The sequence below is a fragment of the Sodaliphilus sp. genome (genome assembly GCF_045598405.1).
Lineage (GTDB): Bacteria > Bacteroidota > Bacteroidia > Bacteroidales > Muribaculaceae > Sodaliphilus > Sodaliphilus limicaballi.
The window spans coordinates 25,785-47,987 of the sequence record NZ_JAZLLZ010000021.1 but is presented as its reverse complement, the minus strand read 5'-3'; the positions used below and the strand labels follow the sequence as shown (position 1 = coordinate 47,987).

13 protein-coding genes and 1 tRNA gene are annotated in these 22,203 nt (G+C 47.6%); 3 read left to right on the top strand and 11 right to left on the bottom strand.

From position 1 onward, the window contains the following. The first annotated feature begins 3 nt into the window (after positions 1 to 3). Positions 4 to 552: an NUDIX hydrolase gene (locus tag ACKI3C_RS02205; protein WP_407401596.1), complete on the top strand. Its 549-nt coding sequence runs from the start codon at positions 4 to 6 to the stop codon at positions 550 to 552. A gap of 72 nt (positions 553 to 624) precedes the next feature. Beyond that, positions 625 to 696 (top strand) — tRNA-Cys (locus tag ACKI3C_RS02200). 210 nt (positions 697 to 906) lie between these two features. Here ACKI3C_RS02200 and ACKI3C_RS02195 read toward each other — a convergent pair. The 11 genes from ACKI3C_RS02195 to spt all read right to left on the bottom strand — a co-directional run bounded on the left by ACKI3C_RS02195 (position 907) and on the right by spt (position 19,679). Next, positions 907 to 3,366, bottom strand: coding sequence for a glycoside hydrolase family 3 N-terminal domain-containing protein (locus tag ACKI3C_RS02195; protein WP_407401594.1), 2,460 nt, complete (start codon positions 3,364 to 3,366; stop codon positions 907 to 909). A 50-nt stretch (positions 3,367 to 3,416) separates the two neighbouring features. Further along, the gene (locus ACKI3C_RS02190; protein ID WP_407401592.1) at positions 3,417 to 5,402 is read right to left on the bottom strand and encodes an alpha-L-arabinofuranosidase C-terminal domain-containing protein; all 1,986 of its coding nucleotides are present in this window, start codon (positions 5,400 to 5,402) and stop codon (positions 3,417 to 3,419) included. Positions 5,403 to 5,485: 83 nt separating this feature from the next. Next, positions 5,486 to 7,798: a glycoside hydrolase family 3 N-terminal domain-containing protein gene (locus ACKI3C_RS02185; protein ID WP_407401590.1), complete on the bottom strand. Its 2,313-nt coding sequence runs from the start codon at positions 7,796 to 7,798 to the stop codon at positions 5,486 to 5,488. Between the two features lie 67 nt (positions 7,799 to 7,865). Then, on the bottom strand, positions 7,866 to 10,148 hold the full coding sequence (locus ACKI3C_RS02180) for a beta-glucosidase family protein (protein ID WP_407401588.1): 2,283 nt from the start codon (positions 10,146 to 10,148) through the stop codon (positions 7,866 to 7,868). A 78-nt stretch (positions 10,149 to 10,226) separates the two neighbouring features. Continuing rightward, complete coding sequence (locus ACKI3C_RS02175; protein ID WP_407401586.1) at positions 10,227 to 11,570, bottom strand: MFS transporter; 1,344 nt, start codon at positions 11,568 to 11,570, stop codon at positions 10,227 to 10,229. A gap of 78 nt (positions 11,571 to 11,648) precedes the next feature. Then, on the bottom strand, positions 11,649 to 12,992 hold the full coding sequence (locus ACKI3C_RS02170) for an IPT/TIG domain-containing protein (RefSeq protein WP_407401584.1): 1,344 nt from the start codon (positions 12,990 to 12,992) through the stop codon (positions 11,649 to 11,651). A gap of 32 nt (positions 12,993 to 13,024) precedes the next feature. Then, positions 13,025 to 14,404, bottom strand: coding sequence for a SusD/RagB family nutrient-binding outer membrane lipoprotein (locus ACKI3C_RS02165; protein ID WP_407401616.1), 1,380 nt, complete (start codon positions 14,402 to 14,404; stop codon positions 13,025 to 13,027). A 271-nt stretch (positions 14,405 to 14,675) separates the two neighbouring features. Next, complete coding sequence (locus tag ACKI3C_RS02160) at positions 14,676 to 15,428, bottom strand: AraC family transcriptional regulator (protein ID WP_407401582.1); 753 nt, start codon at positions 15,426 to 15,428, stop codon at positions 14,676 to 14,678. Between the two features lie 272 nt (positions 15,429 to 15,700). Beyond that, on the bottom strand, positions 15,701 to 17,440 hold the full coding sequence (locus ACKI3C_RS02155) for a hypothetical protein (RefSeq protein ID WP_407401580.1): 1,740 nt from the start codon (positions 17,438 to 17,440) through the stop codon (positions 15,701 to 15,703). A 251-nt stretch (positions 17,441 to 17,691) separates the two neighbouring features. After that, positions 17,692 to 18,234 (bottom strand): IS1096 element passenger TnpR family protein, encoded by a 543-nt coding sequence (locus tag ACKI3C_RS02150; protein WP_407401578.1) that lies wholly within the window; start codon positions 18,232 to 18,234, stop codon positions 17,692 to 17,694. Positions 18,235 to 18,491: 257 nt separating this feature from the next. Beyond that, positions 18,492 to 19,679: a serine palmitoyltransferase gene (gene spt / locus ACKI3C_RS02145; RefSeq protein WP_407401576.1), complete on the bottom strand. Its 1,188-nt coding sequence runs from the start codon at positions 19,677 to 19,679 to the stop codon at positions 18,492 to 18,494. Between the two features lie 442 nt (positions 19,680 to 20,121). Between spt and uvrB the strand changes: the two genes are divergently transcribed. Beyond that, entirely contained in the window at positions 20,122 to 22,200 is a 2,079-nt protein-coding gene (gene uvrB / locus ACKI3C_RS02140; protein WP_407401574.1) for an excinuclease ABC subunit UvrB, read from the top strand. The last annotated feature ends 3 nt before the right edge of the window (positions 22,201 to 22,203 follow it).

Below are 22,203 nucleotides of genomic sequence, written 5' to 3'. Positions count from 1 at the left end.
CTCATGCATAACCAAGACCTAAGCGAAATTGAGATATTCCCGATAGTTGATCCTGAAGGTAATGTCATAGGCAAAGCAACCCGTAAGGAATGTCATTCGGGGAGCAAATTGTTACACCCTGTTGTCCACCTTCATGTATTTAACAAGCAGGGCAAACTATTCTTGCAACGAAGGGCGCTCACAAAGTATATCCAGCCAGGAAAGTGGGATACCGCAGTAGGCGGACATCGTGACTATGGCGAAACTGTGGAGCAAGCACTAGCACGCGAAGCTCGTGAAGAAATAGGAATAATTGATTTTGTTCCTGTTAAGCTGTTTCACTACGTTTACAATAGCGACAAAGAAAGCGAACTAGTAGATACATATTGCACAATAACCGACCAGGAGTCATTTACATGCGACCCAGCCGAAGTAATCGAAGGCAAATTCTGGTCAATACAGGAAATCACTGATGCTCTCGGGTCTGGAATGCTTACTCCTAATTTTGAAGACGAATTCAAGCTTTTAATGAAAGCTCTTCCAAACGTGTTTCCCCAACTTTTTAACGCATAAGAATAAAAAAAACACTATTTTTGTTGCACAGAATAAATAAAAGTATTAACTTTGCACACGCAAATGAGAAATGGTCTCTTGGATGAGTGGTTTAGTCATCGGTCTGCAAAACCGGGTACAGCGGTTCGAATCCGCTAGAGACCTCTTTCAAATCAAAAGATTCCCCTAATTCATCACGATTTAGGGGAATCTTTTTTTTCAATTTACCGCATAGGTCAAAATCACGGAACAGCGGATTTTCCTGGTTGGTAAGACAAGAAATAAATATGGAGAGTAGGTGAAATTACTTTGATCACAGCAAAGAAGACGTGCCAATATGATACGTCCTCTTTGCTGTGATTATCAAATAATTCGTTATTTTATCTCGAAGGTTACCGACTCGTTGCCGCAGGTGGCGCGGAACTGACCGGGTTCGAGGATCCACTGTATGTCTTCGTTGACGTATGACAAGTCGCTGGGAGCAACCTTGAAGGTAACAGTCTTGGTCTCACCTGGAGCGAGCTCTACCTTGTCAAATGCACGCAGGCGCTTCACGTCGGGCGTGAGGGTTGCCACAAGGTCGCTTACAAAGAGCAATACGGGTTCTTTGACTGCACGGTTGCTACTGTTTGTGACATCAACCGTGAATGTAAGCATGTCGCCCTCGGCAAACTGCGGACCGCCTGCTGTGGCTGGGCTAAACCCGCAAGTTGCAACGGCAGTACCAATGGTTGTGGGCTGATGTGTTAGCTTGAAATTAGTGTATTTCACGTCACTATAACTCAAACCGTGACCAAAAGGCCATTGCACAACGGTGTGTGCTTCGTAGTTGTAGGCACCTTCCATTGTCTCAACAAATTCAGCAGGCTTGCAGTCGTAGGTGATAAATGAACCGTGGTACTTGGGGTAAGTGTAAGGCAGACGGCCCGAGAAGTTGGCATCGCCAGCGAGCAGATTAGCCAATGCGTCACCGCCATAGTTACTTGGGAGGAATGTATGAACCACAGCGTTTGCCAAGGGCTCAATGTCGGCAATGATACGGGGACGACCCTCGTTGAGCACCAGTATAATGGGTTTGCCAAACTGTGCCAGTGCTTTTACCATGTCAAGCTGATTCTGCGACAGAGTGAGGTCGTCGATGTTTCCCACAGTTTCACAGTAAGAATTCTCACCGATGCATGCCACTATAACATCAGCACGGTTTATCTTGTCGATAGTGCGGTTACCGTCCTCAATAAGGATTTCGGGCACCTGCATATCGTTGCGCCACATCTCGGGAGTCATGTCATACTTCACCATCTCACTGAACTCAACGTTATCCTTACCAAACTTATTGGCCAACGCGGTGTAGAATGTGTGGTATTTACCTATTGCGCGACACACGCTGTCGGCCATGTGGCCTTGCCAGGTGTAAGACCATCCACCGTTCATAGGACGAAAGTTATCGGCATTGGGACCGCACACAAACAACTTGCTTCCCTGTTTCAAAGGCAAGACATTATCCTTGTTTTTGAGCAATACCATGCATTCCTCGGCCATGCTGATGGCTTCCTGTGCAAACTTCTCGCTGCCAAAATCGGGATACATCTCAACTAATGTTTTATCTTTCTTTTTCATGCCCTTGACGCGTTCGTAGGGAATGTCCCAGGTGCTACGGTCCATCAGGCCTATGCGAATTTTGAGGCGCAAGATGCGACGCACAGCATCATCGATGCGTGACATGGGCACGCGACCTTCGTTCACAAGTTCAGCTAGTAATGTGCAGAAGTCGGTTGAATAAGGATCCATTGTCATGTCAATACCAGCGTTGATGGCCATGCAGATAGCATCTTTCTTGTTGGCTGCCACATGGTCACGCTTCCACAAGTTGTCAATGTCGGCCCAGTCGGTAACAATCATGCCGTCCCAGTTGAGACCTTCCTTGGCCCACTCGGTAAGCAGTTTGTGGTTGGCATGGAAAGGCATGCCGCTATTGTTGCCCGAGTTAACCATGAAACTCAATGCACCAGCTTCAATGCAAGTGCGGAAAGGTTGGAAATACTTTTCCATCATCTCGCGGTAGGTCACACTCGAGGGTGTGCGGTCCTTACCACTGATAACAGCGCCATAAGCAAGATAGTGTTTGAGGCAAGCAGCCACATTGTTCATGCCCAAGTGGTTGGGATCGTCGCCTTGAAGTCCACGTGTGAGCTGGCTTGCCATGACAGCATTAACATGCCAGTCTTCGCCAAAGCTTTCCCACATGCGCGACCAAAGCGGTGATCGAGCCACATCCATAACTGGTGAGTAAACCCAGGGAATGAGACTTGCACGGCTCTCATATGCAGTAATCTGACCGATGCGGTAAGGGATATTTTTGTTGAAAGATGCGCCCTGACTCACTTCCTGGGGGAACAGAGTAGCACCCCAAACATAGCTAGCACCATGAATCTCGTCCACGCCATATAGTTCCGGCACGCCGCACTGGAATTCACTGGCGCTGTTGAGCGTGCGTATAACGTCGGCCCACACCTTGGGTTTTTGTGCTATGCCTTCGGGCACATTAAGGATAGAACCCACACGATAAGTGCTGAACGCCTCGTTGACTTTCTCGGCCGAGAGCATTCCGCCTGCAAGGCTCTGCATTGATTTGTTACTGATGACGTGGTCATCACTTGACTTCTGGGCTACCTTATCGATAGCAAGCTCGCACATCTGGCCCACTTTGTCTTCAAGTGTCATTTTAGACAACAGGGCCTCGACTTGAGCTTCGACCTGCGGGTCTTGCTTGATAGCCTGTGCACTAGCGCCTGTGAATGAAAACGCCAGCAATGAGATAAAGAGTAATTTCTTCATATTATTTTAGTTATTTTTATGTTCGATATAGCCTAGAAAACCGTTACAAGTTATTTGATTCTATAAACTGTTAACGAGCGTGCGGGGGTGTTTATTGTAAACGACGGAGTTGAGATTGTAGTGCTTTCTACTACTGGCACCACATTGTCTGGGTGAGTGAGCGAATTGTCGCAATCGAGCACATCGGCCACCCTGGTGTAGTTAACATTTTCCATACTTGTGATATTGCAAGCGGCAAGTGTTGTGCTAGTCATCTTGTGTTCGCCTTTGATACCATTGAGTTTAATGGTCACTGGGACGTCGTTTGAACCAGCGTTAACTACCTTGATAATGATTGCACTGCTGTCGTCCTTGTCGAGTACTGCACTTGCATATATATCGCCATCGGGGCATGTGGTGGGCAACACGTGGGTGCCACGGTTAGTGGCAAAAAGCTGCTGAACGAGGTAAGAAGAAGTGCGCACAGAGCGTAGGTTATCAAACCAAATCATGTCAGGGCGCCACTGCCAGCCATCGATGTGAGCAAATAGCGGTGCATAGGTTGCCATGCGCACCACGTCGGCATTACGTTCGAGACCTGTCATGAGAGCTGCCTCGCATATCGATGAATAGAAGCGATTCCATTTTTTCCCTGTTCCATGACAAGCATATTCGCCAGCAAACACCTTGGGACCTTTACGAGGGAACTTGTCGTAGCGATGTGCTTGCGAGAGGAAAAATTCCTCGTTCTTATAAAAGTGCTCGTCAACGAGGTCAACTTTGGCTTCGCGCATGAGCGGCCACATTTCGTCATACTCTTTGCCGTCGGGCCAGGGACCTGCTGAACCGATAATCTGAATCTCGGGATACTGCTTTCGAATGGGCTCCATGAACGCCATGAGCATGGGAGCATAATACTCGCCCCACTGCTCGTTGCCAATACCTAAATATTTGAGTCCGAAAGGGGCAGGATGTCCCATCTGGGCACGCACATGTGCCCACTTGCTCGTTGCTGGGTCACCGTTGCAGAATTCAATGAGGTCGATAGCATCCTGAATGAACTCACACAGGCTATCGCCCTGTGCCAACCAATCACCAGCCTTGGTTATGTCGTTATTGAACTGGCAAGCCATGCCGCAGCTTAAAACAGGAAGTGGCTGGGCGCCTATCTCCTCGCAGAACTGGAAGAACTCATAGAATCCAAGTCCGTAGCTCTGGTAATAGTCCATGTGTGAGCGTTCGCGACCATAGTTCCAGCGAGTTTCGTTCAATGGACGATTCTCAACGGGTCCAACGCTGTTTTTCCAGTTGTATCGGGTGTCAAGTGTAGCACCCTCGACAATACAACCACCAGGGAAACGCATCACACCAGGCTTCAAGTCGGCAAGAGCCTGGGCAAGATCTTTGCGAAGTCCATTCTCATGACTCTTCCAAGTGTTAACGGGGAAAAGACTTACGTGCTCTACATCAACGGCATTGACACCGTCAAGCCACAATGCTAGCGATGCTTTCTCTACATCATTGTCAGGAGCAGTCAGTTCAACTGTGTATTTCTTCCATTCATTGCTAGTAACGTTGATTTTTTTCTCGGTAACAGCGAAATTTTCTTCTTGACTGTTCAAGTTGCGAAGCACAACAGAGAGGTGTCCTTCCCCACCCTGCGGTTCGCGCGCCCACAGTGAGAAGCGATATTTCTCCTTGCCATGTAACGACATGCCCAGATGGCCACGGTTTTCAAGTCCTGTAGCCATATCACGCTTGCCGCTGAATGACAGGCGCACATAGTGCGGGCAACGCTCAAAGGGTCCGTCGTCCTTCACTTCAACGCAGCCAATGGTGTTCCACCCCATGAGTGCCTGCGGATATTCAAAAGAACGGTTCTTTATCAGTTCGGCATATAGGCCGCCGTCGGCACCATAGTTGATGTCTTCAAAAAAGACGCCATACATAGTGGGAGCAATATCGCTACCTGGTTTCTTTGTATTAACCTCTATTGTAGTCTGTGCCCCAGTCATCAACGAGGCCATCATGAATGCCGAAAGAAGTATTTTTATCATTATTTTAGTCGTTATTTACGTATATGTCGTTAATAACGATATTGACGTTATTATCGATATTGACGATAAAATTATTTAAACTTTTAAACCTTTACTTTACTCAAATAGTGCTCGCGCAGAGGTTTCTCGTGCTGGTTGCCAGTGAGGTTGATTTCCTGCTCGAGGCGGATGTCTTGTGACGAAGCACCCACCTTGATCATGTAACGTCCAGGATCTATTGACCAATGGCCATCGATATAGTAGCCTAATTGTTCTGGATACAAAGTAAATGTCACCGTCTTACTCTCGCCCGGTTTAAGAGTCACGCGTGCAAAGCCTTGAAGTTGAATAGGTTTAAGCTTTGCTGAGCGATCAAGAGGCGATACATAGAGCTGCACAATTTCATCACCAGCAACCTTGCCGGTATTCTTAACCTCAACGCTTGCGGTGAACTCCTCGGCACTGGTTGCCACTTCATTATTTATCATGAGATTGCTGTACTCAAATGTAGTGTAACTCAATCCATAGCCAAATGGATAAGCAATGCGATTATCTCCATCAAGTCCATAGTTATAGCAAATGGGCTCATTGAGTTCGACAGCGGGATATGAAACGCAGAGTTTGCCCGAAGGGTTGACGTTGCCATAGAGAAGGTCGGCAACGGCATTACCGCCTTCCTCGCCCGGATACCAAGCCTGGATAACAGCAGCACACTTGTCTGCCACGTTACTGATAACTTGCGCACGTCCGCCGAAGAGAATAAGCACAACTGGCTTGCCAGTAGCAATGAGTGCATTTACATACTCTTCCTGACGGCCAGGCATACGTCCGTGAGTACGGTCACGGTTCTCGCCGCTGAGCATCACGTTCTCACCCATAGCAGCAACGATAACATCGCTTTGGGCAGCCATAGCAAGGGCTTCATCCCAGTTGGCAGCCTCATGGTGCTTGACCATGCGGTCGTCAATCTTCTTCTGTGCAGCAACACGCGGATCGCCACCCACTTCCATCACGGTCTCGGGGACATCAGTCCAGTCACAGCCACGTGAATAGCTCACGGTAGTGCCGTCAGGACAACGATTTTCCATACCTTCCTTAAGGAAAACATAGCGAGGGTGGAACTCGCTCTCCACCTTGCGATGCCAGAAGTAGTGCATCGACTGGAATGTGTAGTCGCCAGCCATAGCCCACATGGTGTTGGCATTGGGACCGGTGAGGAACACTTTCTTGCTGGTTTTGAGAGGCAATGTGCCATCGTTCTTTAGCATAACGATTGACTGAGTAGCAAGTTTGTAAGAAGTCTCACGCTCTTGTTTAGAGTCAAAGTTAAGGTGACCTTGAGAATAGAGCACGGGGGATTTATCAAGCATACCCAAGCGGGCCTTGAGCATGAGCACGTGCTTCACAGCCTTCTCAATATCTTCTTGTTTCACAAGACCCTGGTCAAGAGCATCAAGCAAATGTGCATAATTGTCGCCGTGGGGGAAATCTACCTCGTTGCCAGCATTGAACGCTGCCACACAACGCTGCAAAGCAGTGTAAGAGTCACTGCCCACCTGATTGATTGAGCCGTAATCGCTCACGGTGATACCATTATAGCCAACATAACTGCGTAAAACATCCTGTTGCAACCATTTGTTAGCCACGCACTTGGTGCCGTCAATCTCGTGATATCCTGTCATGAGTGCCTGGCTCCCGGCAAGGCGCATGATAGCCTCGTGAGGCATTAGAATTTCTTCCATCACCTCTTTCTTATTGCTGCTGGCACCGCTACCTCCATAGCCCAGGAAATGTTTGGTGCAGGCTCCGATGCCCTCACGCAAGTTACCGTTGTGTTGCAAACCGTTGACAAATGCAAGTCCCATAGCAGTTGTGAGGTAACCATCCTCGCCGTAGGACTCCTCAAGACGATTGAATGACGGATTACGCACAACATCGACCATGGGCGAAAGTGCCAACAAACCGCCCATCTTGCGCAAGGCGGTACCAGTTTGCCAAGTCTTGACCTGAGCCAATTCGGGATTGAATGAGCAAGCCAGACCTATCTGCTGGGGATATACTGTGGCATCCTTTGAGTTGACACCAGTGAGAGCTTCCTCATGGAAAAGTGCAGGAACAGCGTTAGGAGTGTTGTTCATGAGCCATTGTTGCATCTGTGCTACCATGTCACGTTGTTGCTCTGGGGTCTTGCCCAGATCCATTGCAAACTGAGAGAAGTGCCCCACTCCGTTGGGAATGAGTTCACGGCATTTAGCCTCGTTAAGTTTGCCGTTCTGGTCAAAAAACTGTCCCAGGTAGATGCTCTGCAACTGTGCCACACGTTCTTGCTGGCTCATGTTGTTGTAGAGTTTGTCCACGCGAGTTTCGATTGATTGCGAGCCGCACGAAGCCATCGCGATACCTATTCCTGCAATCATAATGCTTTTATTAATCCCAATTTTCATCATATTCTTTTTTTGATAACTCGATATTTCGATTATACGGTTAAAGCTTTATAACCACCTTGCCCTTGATGTCGCGTGACGAAGCCCCAACATAAATTGTGAACGTGCCGGGCTCGCCAACCCACTCGTGATTGTTCTCGTCAAAGAACTTGAGGTCGTCGTCTTTAACGGTATATGTCACGGTCTTGGACTCGCCGGGGGCAAGCGTAACTTTCTCAAAGTGCTTGAGCTCCTTGACGGGACGCAGCACGCTGGCCTTGTCGTCGCCCACGTAGAATTGAACGACTTCCTTGCCGGCAACCTTGCCAGTATTGGTCACGTTAACCGATACCTTGCGGTCGTCAATCACGGGCTTTCCATACTCAAATATGGTGTAACTCAAGCCATAACCGAAGGGGAACTGTACTTGAGTCTTGAAATAGTCCAACCAGCGGTAACCTAGCAGAATATCCTCACCATAAACCTCGGTTTCGTTCTTCTTCATGCCGTCGCAACGAACGGTGCTGAAAGAAATGCCCTTCCACCCCTTAACAGCAGAATCCAGCAGAGCCTTGCTATTCATTGGTTTGCCAGCTTCTCCGCCAAAGGGTTGCGGCAGCAATTCGGGAGTCACGCCAGGGTAACCAATGCTACCCATCTTATGAGCTGGATAGTCAATGAGTTGTTTTGCAATAGTGAATGGCAATTTACCCGAAGGGGTAACGTCGCCCGAGAGCACATCGGCAATGGCGTGGCCAGCCTCGCTGCCCAAGTACCATGACTGCACCAATGCAGACACCTCGTCAAGCCACGGCATGGCGTAAGCGTTACCGCTTGCCATCACCACAACGATGTTGGGATTGGCCTTTGCTAATTCGCTGATAAGCAAGTCCTGACCGAAAGACAGATTGTAATGGAGACGATCACCCCCCTCACAGTCTTGCTGGTGGTTCTTGTTGAGACCGCCCACATATATCACCACATCGGCACGGTGTGCTTTCTCCACAGCTTCATCACGTAGCGAGTCGAGGACGGTTTGCTGCATCTTGTCGGTGTTGCCAAACATGGCGCGGCCAGATACATAGCCCTGTGCATACTCAATCTCGCAGTCGCCGAAGCGTTCCTTGATGCCTCGCAGGGGTGACACCTCATCACGTGGCTTGAGTTCACTCGAGCCACCGCCGGCACACAGGCTGCGAGTAGCATTCTCGCCCACTACAAGGATTTTCTTGCCTGCTACGGAAGTAAGGGGCAGAATGCCATTGTTCTTCAAGAGCACGATACCTTCCTGGGCAATAGAGCGTGCCGCAGCCACATGTTCAGGCGAATTGATTGAACCATAGCCTTTGCGGTCACTCATCTCGGTGCGCATGAGAAGACGCAGCATGCGTCGTGCTTTGTCATTAATTATAGAGTCTGGGACTTCGCCTCGTTTGCATTTTTCCAAATAAGCGCTTCCCAAGTAATAGTCGTCGTAAGTGTTGATAGGAGCCTCGCTCGACAACCCGTCGGTGTAGCTTCCCATTTCAAGGTCAAGGCCGTTGAAGATAGCCTCCTGTGTGTTGTGGGTAGCGCCCCAGTCACTGATGACCGCGCCGTCCCATTTCCACTCACCCTTGAGAATATCGTTAAGCAGGCGTGCATTGTGCGACGCATGCTGGTCGAGGTACTGGTTGTAACTGCCCATGAGGCTCCATGCACCGCCCTCGGTAACGGCAGCGTGGAAAGGACGCAGGTACAACTCATAGAGGGCACGATCGCTCACACGCACATCCACGTGGCCGCGCAATGTCTCCTGCTCGTTAAGGGCAAAGTGCTTGACGCAGCAAGCAACTCCATTGCTTTGCAGACCCTGGATATAGGGCACGCACATGGTCGAGGCCAGCAGGGGGTCCTCGCCCATGTATTCAAAGTTACGACCGTTGAGCGGAGTGCGATACAGGTTCACACCGGGTCCCAGCAAGACGGTCTTTTTGCGATATCGTGCTTCTTCGCCCACCGAGCGACCATACAGGCGAGCCAGTTCGGGCTGCCATGTTGCCGCCAAGCAAGTAAGTGCAGGGAATGCAGTGCAGTAGTCGTTGGTCCAGCCGGCATGGTTCCAGTCGTTCCAGTTAATCTCCATACGCACTCCATGAGGACCGTCGCTGGTATAAACCTCGGGCACACCTAGACGAGGTACGCCAGGACTGGTGAACTTGCTCTGGGCATAGCACAGACGCACTTTCTCTTCGAGTGTCATCTGCGAGAGTAGTTCTTCAATGCGTGACTCCATGTCATCGTCCGCATGTGCTACGGTAAACAAACTTGCCATAAATAAAGTGAGGAAGTAAACTTTTTTCATAGTTAATTACATTAAAAAACAAGAGTACAAAGATAACACTTTCACGGCAGTCTTTGTACCCTTGTGAAGAAATTTCCATTATTTCTTAATGGGGAAAATATACACCAGTCCACACATGACGAGGGCAATCACAGCGGGGAACAGTGAGAAGATAGCCCAAATCATGGTTTTAACGCTCTCGGTGACAGAAGCAGGGTCAATACTCTCGTTACCCATGGCATCGGCAACCATTGTGGCGCCGGCAAGTCCCAGCACCAACGCGATGAGCGAGCCCGATACTGCGCCGCCAAACTTCTGTGCCATAGTACCTGACGAGAAGATAAGACCAGTTGATGATGTACCGAACTTTTCAGTAGCATAGTCAGCAACATCGGCATACATCGACCACAGCAACGGAGAGTAGAGACCTACGCCCACCGATGTGAGTACTACAAGTGCAACCATGAGCCATATAGACGACTTCTCCATGGGGATGAAGAAGAATGCCACCGACAGAACAAGACAGATGATTGCAGCTACAAGGAATGCCTTGCGCTTCGAACCCATCCACTCGGTGAACTTGGGTGAAACACCTCCAAAGATCATACAGGTTACTTCACCAAATGCCATGAACACGGTGTAGTTGATGATAAGTCCCATAACAGTAATGTCACCACCCATGCAATACTGGAAGATATAAGCAGCAACGGCATAACGGAATCCGTTGAAGAAGTTGGTGCAAATACCTATGGAAGTTAGGATGAGCCAAGGCTTGTTCTTGAACAAATCAGCGAACTGCTTGAACGAGAACTTATCGGCACGAACCATCTTTACACGCTCACGAGTAAGGAGGCCACATGCAAGCGTCATCACAGCCGCCAGACCTCCAAATAAAGCGCCAATTACTGCATACTGATGCTGGTCAGTGCCGCCTATACCCTTCTGGATATAGGGGAACGAGAGCAGGGTGACGAAGCCCATGGCATAAGCTCCCACCATGCGGAACGATGAGAACTGGTTCTTCTCGTTGTCGTCCTCGGTCATCACGCCCAGCAGCGAGCCGTAGGGTACGTTAACTGCGGTGTAGATTGCCATCATGAGCAGATACAGGGTGTAAGCCCAGATGCGCTTGCCCACGGGACCCAGCTCGGGAGTATAGAGCAGCATGGCGAAGATGAGGCCGAAGGGAATCGCACCGATGATGAGCCAGGGACGGTAAGTGCCCCAGCGCGACTGGGTGCGGTCGGCAAGCGAACCCATGATGGGATCGGTCACCACGTCAAACATACGCGCGATGAGCATCAGCGCTGCCGTGTCGGCAAGCGAGAGGCCGAACACGTTAGTGAAGAAGAAAGGAAATACAATAGACATCACCTTCCAGGTAATACCGCCGGCAGCGGCATCGTCCAGGGCGTATCCTATTTTTTCACTTAATTTAGCCACTTTTCTTAGTTTGAAAGTTAAAAAGGTTCCAGAAACCACCGTTGCAGTGGTTTCCAGAACCTTTATAGTGAGATAAATTTACTTAACAGCAACCTTGGTGAGGGTGTAGCCGTTACCCACGAGGAACATACCGTCTTCAGCCTTTACCTTGGGGCCAGAAACATCGGTGAGAACCCACTCGATAACCTGATTGTCGCCGTCCACAGTGATGTCGCCACGGTTAGCGTCGCCGTCAAGGCCTGTTATGATGTTGTTCCACCATGCGCTTGTGAGAGCACACTGGCCGTTACCGCTAACGGTTACAGCGATAGTCTTGCCGGGAGCAAGAGTGCCGTTGTCAAAGAGCTCCTTAGACTGCTCTTGCAGACCATTGAAGGGAGTGTCCCATGTCACTACATGCTCGCCTTCCCACAGTACAACCTCAGATACCATCATAGTGATCTTAGTGATAGTGTAGCCGTTACCCACGATGAACATACCGTCCTGGTTGTTGAACATAGCTTCTGACTTGTCGGTGAAAGTAAACTCAAGATATTTAGTATCACTACTGATAGGAAGGTCACCACGGTTTGCCTCACCGTCAATACCAGTGAAGGGGTTGTTCCACCATGCGGTAGCAACTGTACCCTGGCCTTCACCGCTTACATAAACGCGGATTGTTGTACCTTCCTTCCAAGTACCGTCGGCAAACCAAGCGATAGACAGCTGCTGGAGTTGAGCGAAGGGAGTATCCCAAGTTACCTGCCAGTCACCTTCCCACAGAGTCTTCTCGCCTTTTGCTTCCTTGAAGGGTTCAGCGTTCACAGTAACCTTGCCCATACCATACTTAACGCCGTCCTTAACAACGACCATCTGGTAATCTCCATCGGGCAGAGCGGGAACAACAAATGTGATAGTGCCATCGTCGGCAACCACGCCGTCGCACTTAACGCCTTTGATGTAAACCTCAGTAATACCATTCATGTTGGTACCGGCAATTGTCTTTACTGTGCTTGTCTGGCACCACAGGTTCTTAGCACCAGCTGCAAGAGTGGGGTCACCCTCGAGAGGAATAACCTTGAGTGTACAGTTACGGTAGGTTGAAAGGCCCTTAGTAGTTGTTGCCACAATCTTAACATCGTAGTCACCAGCCAGCATGGGCATGTCAATCTTATTACCCTCGTGAACCTTCTCTCCATCGATATACCAACTAACAGTAGTGAACTGTGTGGGGGTCACGATAGCCTCGAATGTGAAATTCTGTGTGCGGTCAATTGTAGGAAGCTTTGAAGGCTTACCGCCAGAAGTTTCCTCAAGTTCGGTGTTAAGGATGCGGGGGTAGTCATCCTCACCTGCTGTGATGAACGGAGTGTTGTCCACCGAACAGCTATTGAATGCTACTGCTGCCACAAGAGCGGTCAGCATCGTATATAACTTTTTCATTTTTTCTTGATTTTAAAATTATACAAGGATGATTACGGATTCAGAGGAGTTACGTGATCGGGCTCAGTATCCCACCATACGCGGTGGTGCCAGTCGTCGGTGCCACCAAGTTTTTGGAGAGCCTTCTCGTAGTTAGCCTTGTTATACTTAGCCTCGAGGTTGGGGTACTTCAGGCGGACGGGAGTTGTGAGATCATCGTCGTCGTAAGTGAAGTCGCTTGTCCAGCGTGGATAGTTGTAGCGGTTCTCAAGAGTGGGATAGCCACTGCGGCGCAGGTTAGCCCAACCCTCGGCGGGGTTCATGAGGTGGAGAATCCATGCCTCATAGTTAATCATCTCCTTAATGCTCTCAGGACTTACACCCTCAGTAGTAGTGCTGTTGAGATAATCTTGGATTTCTTCCTCGGTGATAGCCTTAATCTTGTAGTACTGGTTGAGCATCTCCATTGCATCGCGGATACCAGCCTTGTAGTAGAATTCGATTGAGCCATCGACATTCCAACCCTTAGTGATAGCCTCAGCAAGGAGGAACTTAACCTCGGTGCTTGTCATGAGGATACCAGGGCACTCAGCCTTCTCGAGCTGGATTGAGAGGAAGGGACGCATCATGCGGGCATTGTAGTTAGACTGGTCGAAACCAACCTCAGGATACATGTTCACGAGACGAGCCAGTGTGGGGATGTCCTCGTTGGCGGGAGCGTTAACCCAGTTGTGCCACCAAGCGGCGCCGATGTCACAGGGGTGAGGACCGTCGCCCTTGTCACTGTTCTGGTAAGCAACAACCTCCTCGGTCACGTCAACGTTCCATGCGTCGTCGGCCTTAACAGCGCTGCGCTTGGGGTTGAGATAGTGACGGCAGATACGATACAGACGGGGGTCTTTTCTGTCATTGAGTCGGTTGAAGAGTGTAGCGCTCACAAATGTGGGAGAGTCAGAGTCCTGACCATAGAGCATCTCACCGAGTGCATTTACACGGAAATCGAGGTCGCGTGCACCATCATAGAGGGTAAAGGGGCCGTCGATGTAAGTGATAGTTGCGTTCTCGGCATTGCTGCTAATGTAGCCACAAGTATCGGCAACAGCCTTCTCAAACTCGGCCTTTGCCTTCTCGGGAGCTACATCGCTGATGCGCATTGCATAACGCATGCGCAGTGAGTTGGCATACTTAGCCCAAGCCTTAGCATCGCCACCATATGCGGTAACGTCGCCGGTAACAGCATCGTTGTTACCCTTCATGAGGATGCCGATGCACTCGCCGAGCTCCTTGAAGAAGTCATTGTAGATGTCTTCCTGGCTGTCATAGGCGGGAGTAGCGCTGCCACCATAGAGGGCCTTGCCAGCCTCGAAGTAGGGAACATCGCCATAAGTATCGGTAAGAACCGCCATAAGATATACGCGGTGGATGCGCAGGATAGCGTTCAGGTTGGGGCAGGATTAGTGATGACATATTCTCCCAAAACGTCATCAAAATAACCATATTCAGTAATAGCCATAAGTAGCTTATATTAGTTTCTTGTGGTAAGGTTGTAATTAACGATACAAAAGTATTAAGATTTAATAATCTTATCTTACTGTATTCTATCAATAAATGCCACAAAGTTGACTACTATCAACCTTGTGGCATTTATTGTGCAAATTTTGGATAGAATTGTGTAAGTGCAACGATGCGCTATCTGTGTTTTATCTACATCAAATAAGCATTCTTTTTGTAACTTTCGCGAAATTCGGTTGGCGTTACGCCTTTCACGCTCTTAAACGTGCGGTTAAAGTTAGAAATAGAATTAAAACCGCACTTGAAACTAATCTCCATCACCGTCATCGTGCTATCGACAAGCAACAGCGCAGCCTGCCCGATGCGCACATCGTTTATATAATTAGAGATTGACCGATTAGTGCGCTGCTTGAAGAAACGGCTCAACGCATTTGGCGTCATGTTTACCATGCCCGAAAGAGTTTCCATTCTTATCTCCTCTTGATAGTGGGAGTCTATATAATCTTTGATCACCTGGATGCGTCGGCTTGTAACCGGCACATCGGCGTGAGAATAGTGCGATGATGCCAGGCAATGATAGTCGCCCGAGGTGGCAAGATCATATATAATGCTCAACAGTGTCTGCATCGACAAGAATGACGGCTCGCTGTTAACCAGCGAGTTAAGACGCTCATACACTGTCATAATGGCTTTCATTCCGAATGCGATGCCCACCTGCGTGTTATCAAACATTTCCTTCACGGGCTGCATCACACGTCGGTTCATCCAGGAGTCGGAAAACAAATCGGGCGGCATCTGGATGGTAATTTCATGTATCGACTCTGACTGGCAGTTTGACTGCTCCCACACGTGTTCAAGATTACACCCCACCAGTGCCAGGTCATACTCGCCCAGCACCTCGATGTTGTCGCCCACAATGCGGCGTGCGCCAGCACAATGCTCCACAAAGTTTAGCTCAAACGCATTATGCTTGTGCAACGGATAGTTAAAGCTCGGTTTATACCGTTCTTGTAGATAATAACAATCCCTTTCACTGATGGGAGGGATCTCAATGATCAATTTTCCGGATGTCTGCATAAAAGCATATGATAAAAACAGCAACTTAATCGATTAAGTCAATATAGCATAACTCAACAACAAAGTTACTGTTTTCTATCCAAAAACGCAAATGTTTGAACTGGGTTTTATACAAAAATATCGCAGTTCTGAGAAAATGATTATTGACCTTCGCTGATATGAGTGAATCCTGTGATAAATTCATCCAGGTTGTTAACCTTTAACTTCTTGGCTATCTGTATCTTCTTGTTGTAGATAGTTCCTAGGCTCTTGTATTTCATGCACAGCATGATAACGGTGCGTGAAATACCACAACTATACAGTGCCAGGAAATTAATCTCGCTCTCATTGAGTTTGCCAGAGGCCAGTTCCTGTGCCTTGACCAAGATATTATCGTGCAAGTCGTTTGCAATAGTCTGGATGTTGCGCCAGTATGACGAACTGTTTCCGTCCTCGCTCAATGACATGATTGACTGGAATTTCTCGGCAAACTTTTTCTCGTCATATTCATAGGACCATAATATGAGCTGGTGAACAATTTTGATTTGATCATCAATGATGGACTTCATGCCGTTTACTGCATTGTTATCATCGCTGCCCATGCTCGACGTCAGTTGCTTCTTTTCTTCATGTTCCTTAATCGTGTTTTTCAGGTCCTCCAAGCTGCGAAGCGAGGCATTCAGGTCGGCTGTCATCGATTCAAATTCGCTCTGTTTGAGGCGATACCTGCTGCGATACCTTATTACAAAGACAATCAACACCAATACAATGATCACGCACAACGCAATAATCAACAATGAATTTTGAAACTTGGATTGCAACGCTTGGTTTTTCAGTTCAACTTTTTGGGTATCATATTTTTTCTCAACACTCAACAACTTGTAATTTAACCCGCTGATGAGCATAGAAGCGCTTATCTTATTACTCTCGTTAAGGTAACGTTGAGACAAATCTATTTGTTTGGAATACTTGGCAATATCGGCAAGTGTTTTGTAATACCACATCGTATCTACCGACTCCACCATCTTGGGGGCCGTGTTGACATAATGCCAAGCAGAATCAACTTGTCCCTCATGAGCATAAATTTGAGCAATGCAATAGTGCAACCTGGGATGTTCTAGGTCAAAATCCTTGCTGTTAATGGCTTCTATCCCTATGGCTTTTGCCTTGCCGTAGTCGTTGGTCATCAAGCAGTAATATTCGGCAAGCGAATATTTGCACTCGCTGGCTACGCTTTTCTCATTCAGGTCCTGAGCGATTTTAATGGCTTCGTTCAAGCACATCACCGCACTATCGCCCTTGTCATCAATTGCGCGCATTAGATGTCCCATGTGCGAGAGGCACAGCATCTCGTTGTGCTTGTTTCGTGCCTTCCTGAACAGAGGCAATGCCTCACGAAACTTCTCCATTGCAATCGACTTCACGCCTAGGTATTCGTTCTGGTAAACAAAACCTAGTCTCAACTTGGCATAACCTAAATTATTATAGTCAGTTGAGGCTGCAACATCTTCGGCCATGTGGAAGCAATCCACTGCTATGTCTTGATTGCCTAGGGCGTCATTCATTTCTCCTTTTGCAATAAGTGCTCTGGTGTATCTCACGCTATCACTATTCTCTCGGAAATACTCCACTGCAATATCTATCACAGAATCCCCTGGCACATGCACATGGTTGCGATATTGAGCCTTGGTGAGCAACAAGCAATAATAGGCATTATCTGCCTTGTTAAATGAAGTTTTGTCAATAGAAGATAGAAGCGACAACACCTCTTTATCCTTGTGCTGTGAGAGCAACGAATCGGCTTGCACCAGCCTAGGGTCATTACTGTGCCCCGAACAAGCTACCAGCAATGTCGAGAATGCAAGTGCTCCCACTAGTGAATATATCAATCTCCTTATCATGAAAAATACAATTTTATTAACTGCAAAATTAGTCTAAATATTTTAATATATCAAGAAAAACGAGTATAATCGCGCCTCATTTTTCAAAAGTTAATTAATTGATATTATTGTAGTTGCAAAATTAAATTCTCATTTTATGCTCATTTCATGCCACGAGGCAAGTGAAACGACCCCTAGAATAACAAAAAAAATGCCTGGCAATAGACTTATCACCAGGCACGAATCAGAATTAATTATCCTTTCTTGTTTCTTTACAAAGCTTCATCGCTCAATTCGCCGAAGTCTCCAAGTTCCTCCTCGTTAAACTCGGCATCGCCATAGAACTCCTCGCCTATATCTTCGAGTGAAGGTGTTTCTACCTTGGCAGGTGCGGGAGCGAAAGTGGGTTCTACATTTTCCTTGGGTGCCCTGCCTTCCTTGCGCTGGCACAAGGGATCTCTTAAACTCTTTCCGGGCACGACTTCTTTTAGTTTCATGTAGAAATAACGCTCGGTCATATAGTCAAAGACAAATTTTAACTTCTGACCTTCGTCCTCAACGAGTTCATCAAGACGGGTGTCTTCCATAATCCAGATGTCCTCATCTGTGTCAACGTCCATGTCAACATAAGTCACCTCTTTCTCGCGATTCCACTCGTCGTCGCAGATGTAGAATGAATCCACCTGTTCCATGTCATAACCAGCGGCATCGAGAATTGCGTTTCTTAACCTTAAGAAAGTGTCTTCTGAATCAATCGCTATTTCCAACTTGAAATTACTTGACTCTTCTGAACCAATAAGAAATTTGTATATCATATCTTTTGTGATAAAATTTTGTTGTTCTGTTTTACAGTGCGAAATTACTAAAAAAAATATATATCAATACATTTTTGGCGATTTTTTTTCAGCAATGCAAAATAAAATTTTTACGCAAATTTTTAGGTTGAAATTTTCAACAAAAAACTAAAATTTACACATTAATATAATAAAACGCTATCACTCGAAAATAAAGCCGAGGCCTCCAATGGGAAGCCCCGACCATTTTATTGTTTTCAAAATCACCCGCAGGTCTATCAAGGAATGAGATTATGGCTGCGGAATATCTTCTGAATCTTCTCAAGAGCCTCTGTCACCTGATCCTTGGTGTGAGTTGCCATGAGGCTGAAACGAATGAGCGTGTCGTTAGGAGCAACAGCAGGCGAAACAACGGGGTTGACAAAGATACCCTCATTGAACAACTCGGTCGTGATGAGGAATGTGAGGTTGTTGTCGCGAATGTAAAGCGGGATAATGGGAGTCTCGGTATTACCAACTTCACACCCCATAGACTTGAAGCCTTCAAGAGCGTAATTAGTAATATCCCACAAGTGCTGCTGACGTTCAGGTTCCTCAACCATGATGTCAAGCGCTGCATTTACTGCCGCTGTCGATGCGGGTGTGATGCTAGCTGTGAAGATGTAAGAACGAGAGTGATGACGCAAGAAGTTAGTTATCACTTCATCGGTTGCGATAAATCCGCCCAGTGATGCAAACGACTTGCTGAATGTGCCCATGATGAGGTCAACCTCGTCGGTAAGGCCGAAGTGGTCACACACGCCGCGTCCGCCATTTCCGAATACGCCTATGCCATGAGCCTCATCCACCATGATGCTTGCATTGTACTTGTGAGCAAGATCCACGATATCGGGCAATTTACACACGTCGCCTTCCATCGAGAACACACCGTCGGTCACGATGAGTTTAACGCGGTCAGGCTCGCACTTCTTGAGCTGTGCTTCGAGCGAAGCCATGTCGTTGTGCTTGTACTTCAACGAATTAGAGAACGACAAGCGACGACCCTCGATAATCGAAGCATGGTCTTGCTCGTCCCACAGGATATAATCTTCACGGCCTGTGAGCGATGACACGACACCCAAGTTCACACCGAAACCGGTTGAATAAACCATAGCGTCCTCTTTACCGATATAGTCAGCAAGACGACGCTCCAGCTGCTTGTGGATGTCAAGTGTACCGTTCAAGAAAGGTGAACCAGCACAACCAGTACCATATTTCTTCACTGCATCGATAGCAGCTTGCTTTATCTTGGGATGATTTACTAATCCAGTGTAACAGTTAGAACCAAACATCAGCACCTTCTTGCCGTTGATCATAACTTCGGTGTCCTGCTCGCTGGCAATAGCACGGAAATAAGGATATATACCTGCCTCTTTTGCTTTTTGAGGCTCTAAATACCTAGATAATTTTTCTTGTAATGGTTTCATTTTTAATTTTAACAATAGTTTTAAACTATCTATATCTTGAATTAGGCATCATTGCCCTTCATTATAGACTGCAAATTTAATAAATTAATTTCAATAAAGAATAATTTTAGGATTAAAATGATACCATTTTCGATGATATTTATGCTTTTAGTTACTTTTTTTGCCTTAACAATGCCAAAATGTGCCTTGTTAAGATTTATTAAGAAAACATAATGCTTGTAGTAGCTATTCGGCAATATAACTTCCCGCGAATCTCGCAAAGGTAAAATAAATTTTACTTAATTTATCAATTTCTTATGCTATACGTCACGGCAACCCTTTGTTGCCCAATGTATTATTATATCACCAAACGGATTATATAATATTAAGTGAAAACAAATTGGATTTATTTGGGCACAAAGTCATTTAAATTTTGTAATTTTGTAAATTAAACAAAAAACAAATGGAATTCAAATTACATTCCCCATATTCCCCCACAGGTGACCAGCCGCAGGCTATCGCCGAATTGAGCGACGGAGTGAACGACGGCACCCAGTTCCAAACCTTGCTTGGTGTAACAGGATCGGGCAAGACCTTTACTATGGCCAATGTCATTGCACGCACCGGGCGGCCCACACTCATCTTGTCGCACAACAAGACGCTGGCAGCACAACTCTATGCCGAGTTCAAGTCTTTCTTTCCTGAAAACTCGGTGCATTACTTTGTTTCTTATTATGACTATTATCAGCCCGAGGCATATATCCCCTCGACCGACAAATATATAGAGAAAGACCTGGCAATCAACGATGAGATAGAGCGCTTGCGACTTGCTACCGTGACATCACTGCTCTCGGGGCGACGCGACATTGTGGTTGTATCCAGCGTTTCATGCCTCTACGGTATGGGCAACCCAGAGGATCTTAATGCCAATGCGATGACAATATCGGTGGGCGACAACCTGGGACGTGACGAATTGCTGCGAAACCTTGTCAACGCATTGTATTCCCGCAACGATATCGACATGAAAATGGGTAATTTCCGCGTCAAGGGCGACACGGTTGATATCTATTTGAGCAATGAAGATTTCATGCTACGTGTGATATTCTGGGGCAACGAGGTTGAAAGCCTTGAAATCCTTGACCCGCTATCGATGCTCGTCAAGGAAACCGTGCAGTCGTTCCGCATCTTCCCCGCTACCCTATTTGCCACGACCAAAGAACGTCTTGCGGGTGCTCTCGGCGCCATCGATGTGGACCTGGGCACCCAGGTTGAAGCATTCAGGCGAGAGGAACGACATGTTGAGGCAAAACGCCTTTATGAACGCGTGACCTATGACCTGGAAATGATAAGGGAGGTGGGATACTGCTCTGGAATCGAGAATTATTCCAGATACTTTGACGGACGCAAGCCTGGCATGAGGCCTTTCTGCTTGCTTGATTGCTTCCCCGATGATTTCCTCACAATTATAGACGAAAGTCATGTGACCATACCGCAAATCAGGGCAATGTATGGCGGCGACCAAGCACGTAAAACTAACCTCGTGCACTATGGCTTCCGTCTTGAGGCAGCTCTCGACAACCGTCCATTGAGGTTTGAGGAATTTGAGGCAATGACCAAGCAAACCATATACGTCAGCGCCACACCAGCCGACTACGAGCTGACGCAGTGCGAAGGTGTTGTCACCGAACAAATTATACGTCCCACCGGTTTGCTCGACCCGAAAATCATAGTGCGTCCCTCGCAAGGCCAAATTGATGACCTGCTCGAAGAGATACAAGTGCGCGTAGAACATGGCGAACGCACCCTCGTGACGACTCTGACCAAGCGAATGGCCGAGGAACTCACTGATTACCTAGCTTCCTACGATATCCGTTGCGCCTATATGCACAGCGATGTTGAAACGATGGACCGCATTCAGATTCTCGATGACCTGCGTGCTGGCGCAATCGACGTGCTAGTGGGCGTGAACTTGTTGAGAGAGGGACTTGACCTGCCGGAAGTGTCGCTAGTTGCAATACTGGATGCCGACAAAGAGGGTTTCCTGCGTAGCCGACGCTCGCTCACACAGACAGCTGGACGTGCTGCCCGCAATCTCAACGGACTTGTCATCATGTATGCCGACAACATAACCCAATCTATGCAGCAAACAATCGACGAGACCGAGCGCCGCCGCATGTTGCAGTTGAAATATAACGAGGAAAACGGCATTACTCCACAAGCGATCATCAAGGCGCGCAATGCAATCATCGGGGTAGATACCGATATGGTCGCGCCCGAGAAAGACGGCAAGCAGCATGCTCGCAAGTATGAAAACAACGTCATCGACTCATCATTATTGCAGCAACACATGGCTGCCGAGTTTGACACAACGAGCGGAATTGTGGCTGATCCCGTCGTCGCCTACATGAATAAAGGCGACATCGAGAAAACCATTGAAGTGCTCAAACAGAAAATGGTGGATGCAGCCAAGCGCATGGACTTCCTCGAAGCAGCACAATATCGTGATGAAATCATAAAACTAACCGAGAAAATAGAATCTTGACAT

What these genes read in the sequence shown, in the direction of transcription:
- ACKI3C_RS02180 (WP_407401588.1), bottom strand. Translation starts at nt 10,148, where the DNA reads ATGAAAAAAGTTTACTTCCTCACTTTATTTATGGCAAGTTTGTTTACC.
- ACKI3C_RS02185 (WP_407401590.1), bottom strand. Translation starts at nt 7,798, where the DNA reads ATGATTGCAGGAATAGGTATCGCGATGGCTTCGTGCGGCTCGCAATCA.
- ACKI3C_RS02155 (WP_407401580.1), bottom strand. Translation starts at nt 17,440, where the DNA reads ATGATAAGGAGATTGATATATTCACTAGTGGGAGCACTTGCATTCTCG.
- ACKI3C_RS02170 (WP_407401584.1), bottom strand. Translation starts at nt 12,992, where the DNA reads ATGAAAAAGTTATATACGATGCTGACCGCTCTTGTGGCAGCAGTAGCA.
- ACKI3C_RS02150 (WP_407401578.1), bottom strand. Translation starts at nt 18,234, where the DNA reads ATGATATACAAATTTCTTATTGGTTCAGAAGAGTCAAGTAATTTCAAG.
- spt (WP_407401576.1), bottom strand. Translation starts at nt 19,679, where the DNA reads ATGAAACCATTACAAGAAAAATTATCTAGGTATTTAGAGCCTCAAAAA.
- ACKI3C_RS02190 (WP_407401592.1), bottom strand. Translation starts at nt 5,402, where the DNA reads ATGATAAAAATACTTCTTTCGGCATTCATGATGGCCTCGTTGATGACT.
- uvrB (WP_407401574.1), top strand. Translation starts at nt 20,122, where the DNA reads ATGGAATTCAAATTACATTCCCCATATTCCCCCACAGGTGACCAGCCG.
- ACKI3C_RS02205 (WP_407401596.1), top strand. Translation starts at nt 4, where the DNA reads ATGCATAACCAAGACCTAAGCGAAATTGAGATATTCCCGATAGTTGAT.
- ACKI3C_RS02195 (WP_407401594.1), bottom strand. Translation starts at nt 3,366, where the DNA reads ATGAAGAAATTACTCTTTATCTCATTGCTGGCGTTTTCATTCACAGGC.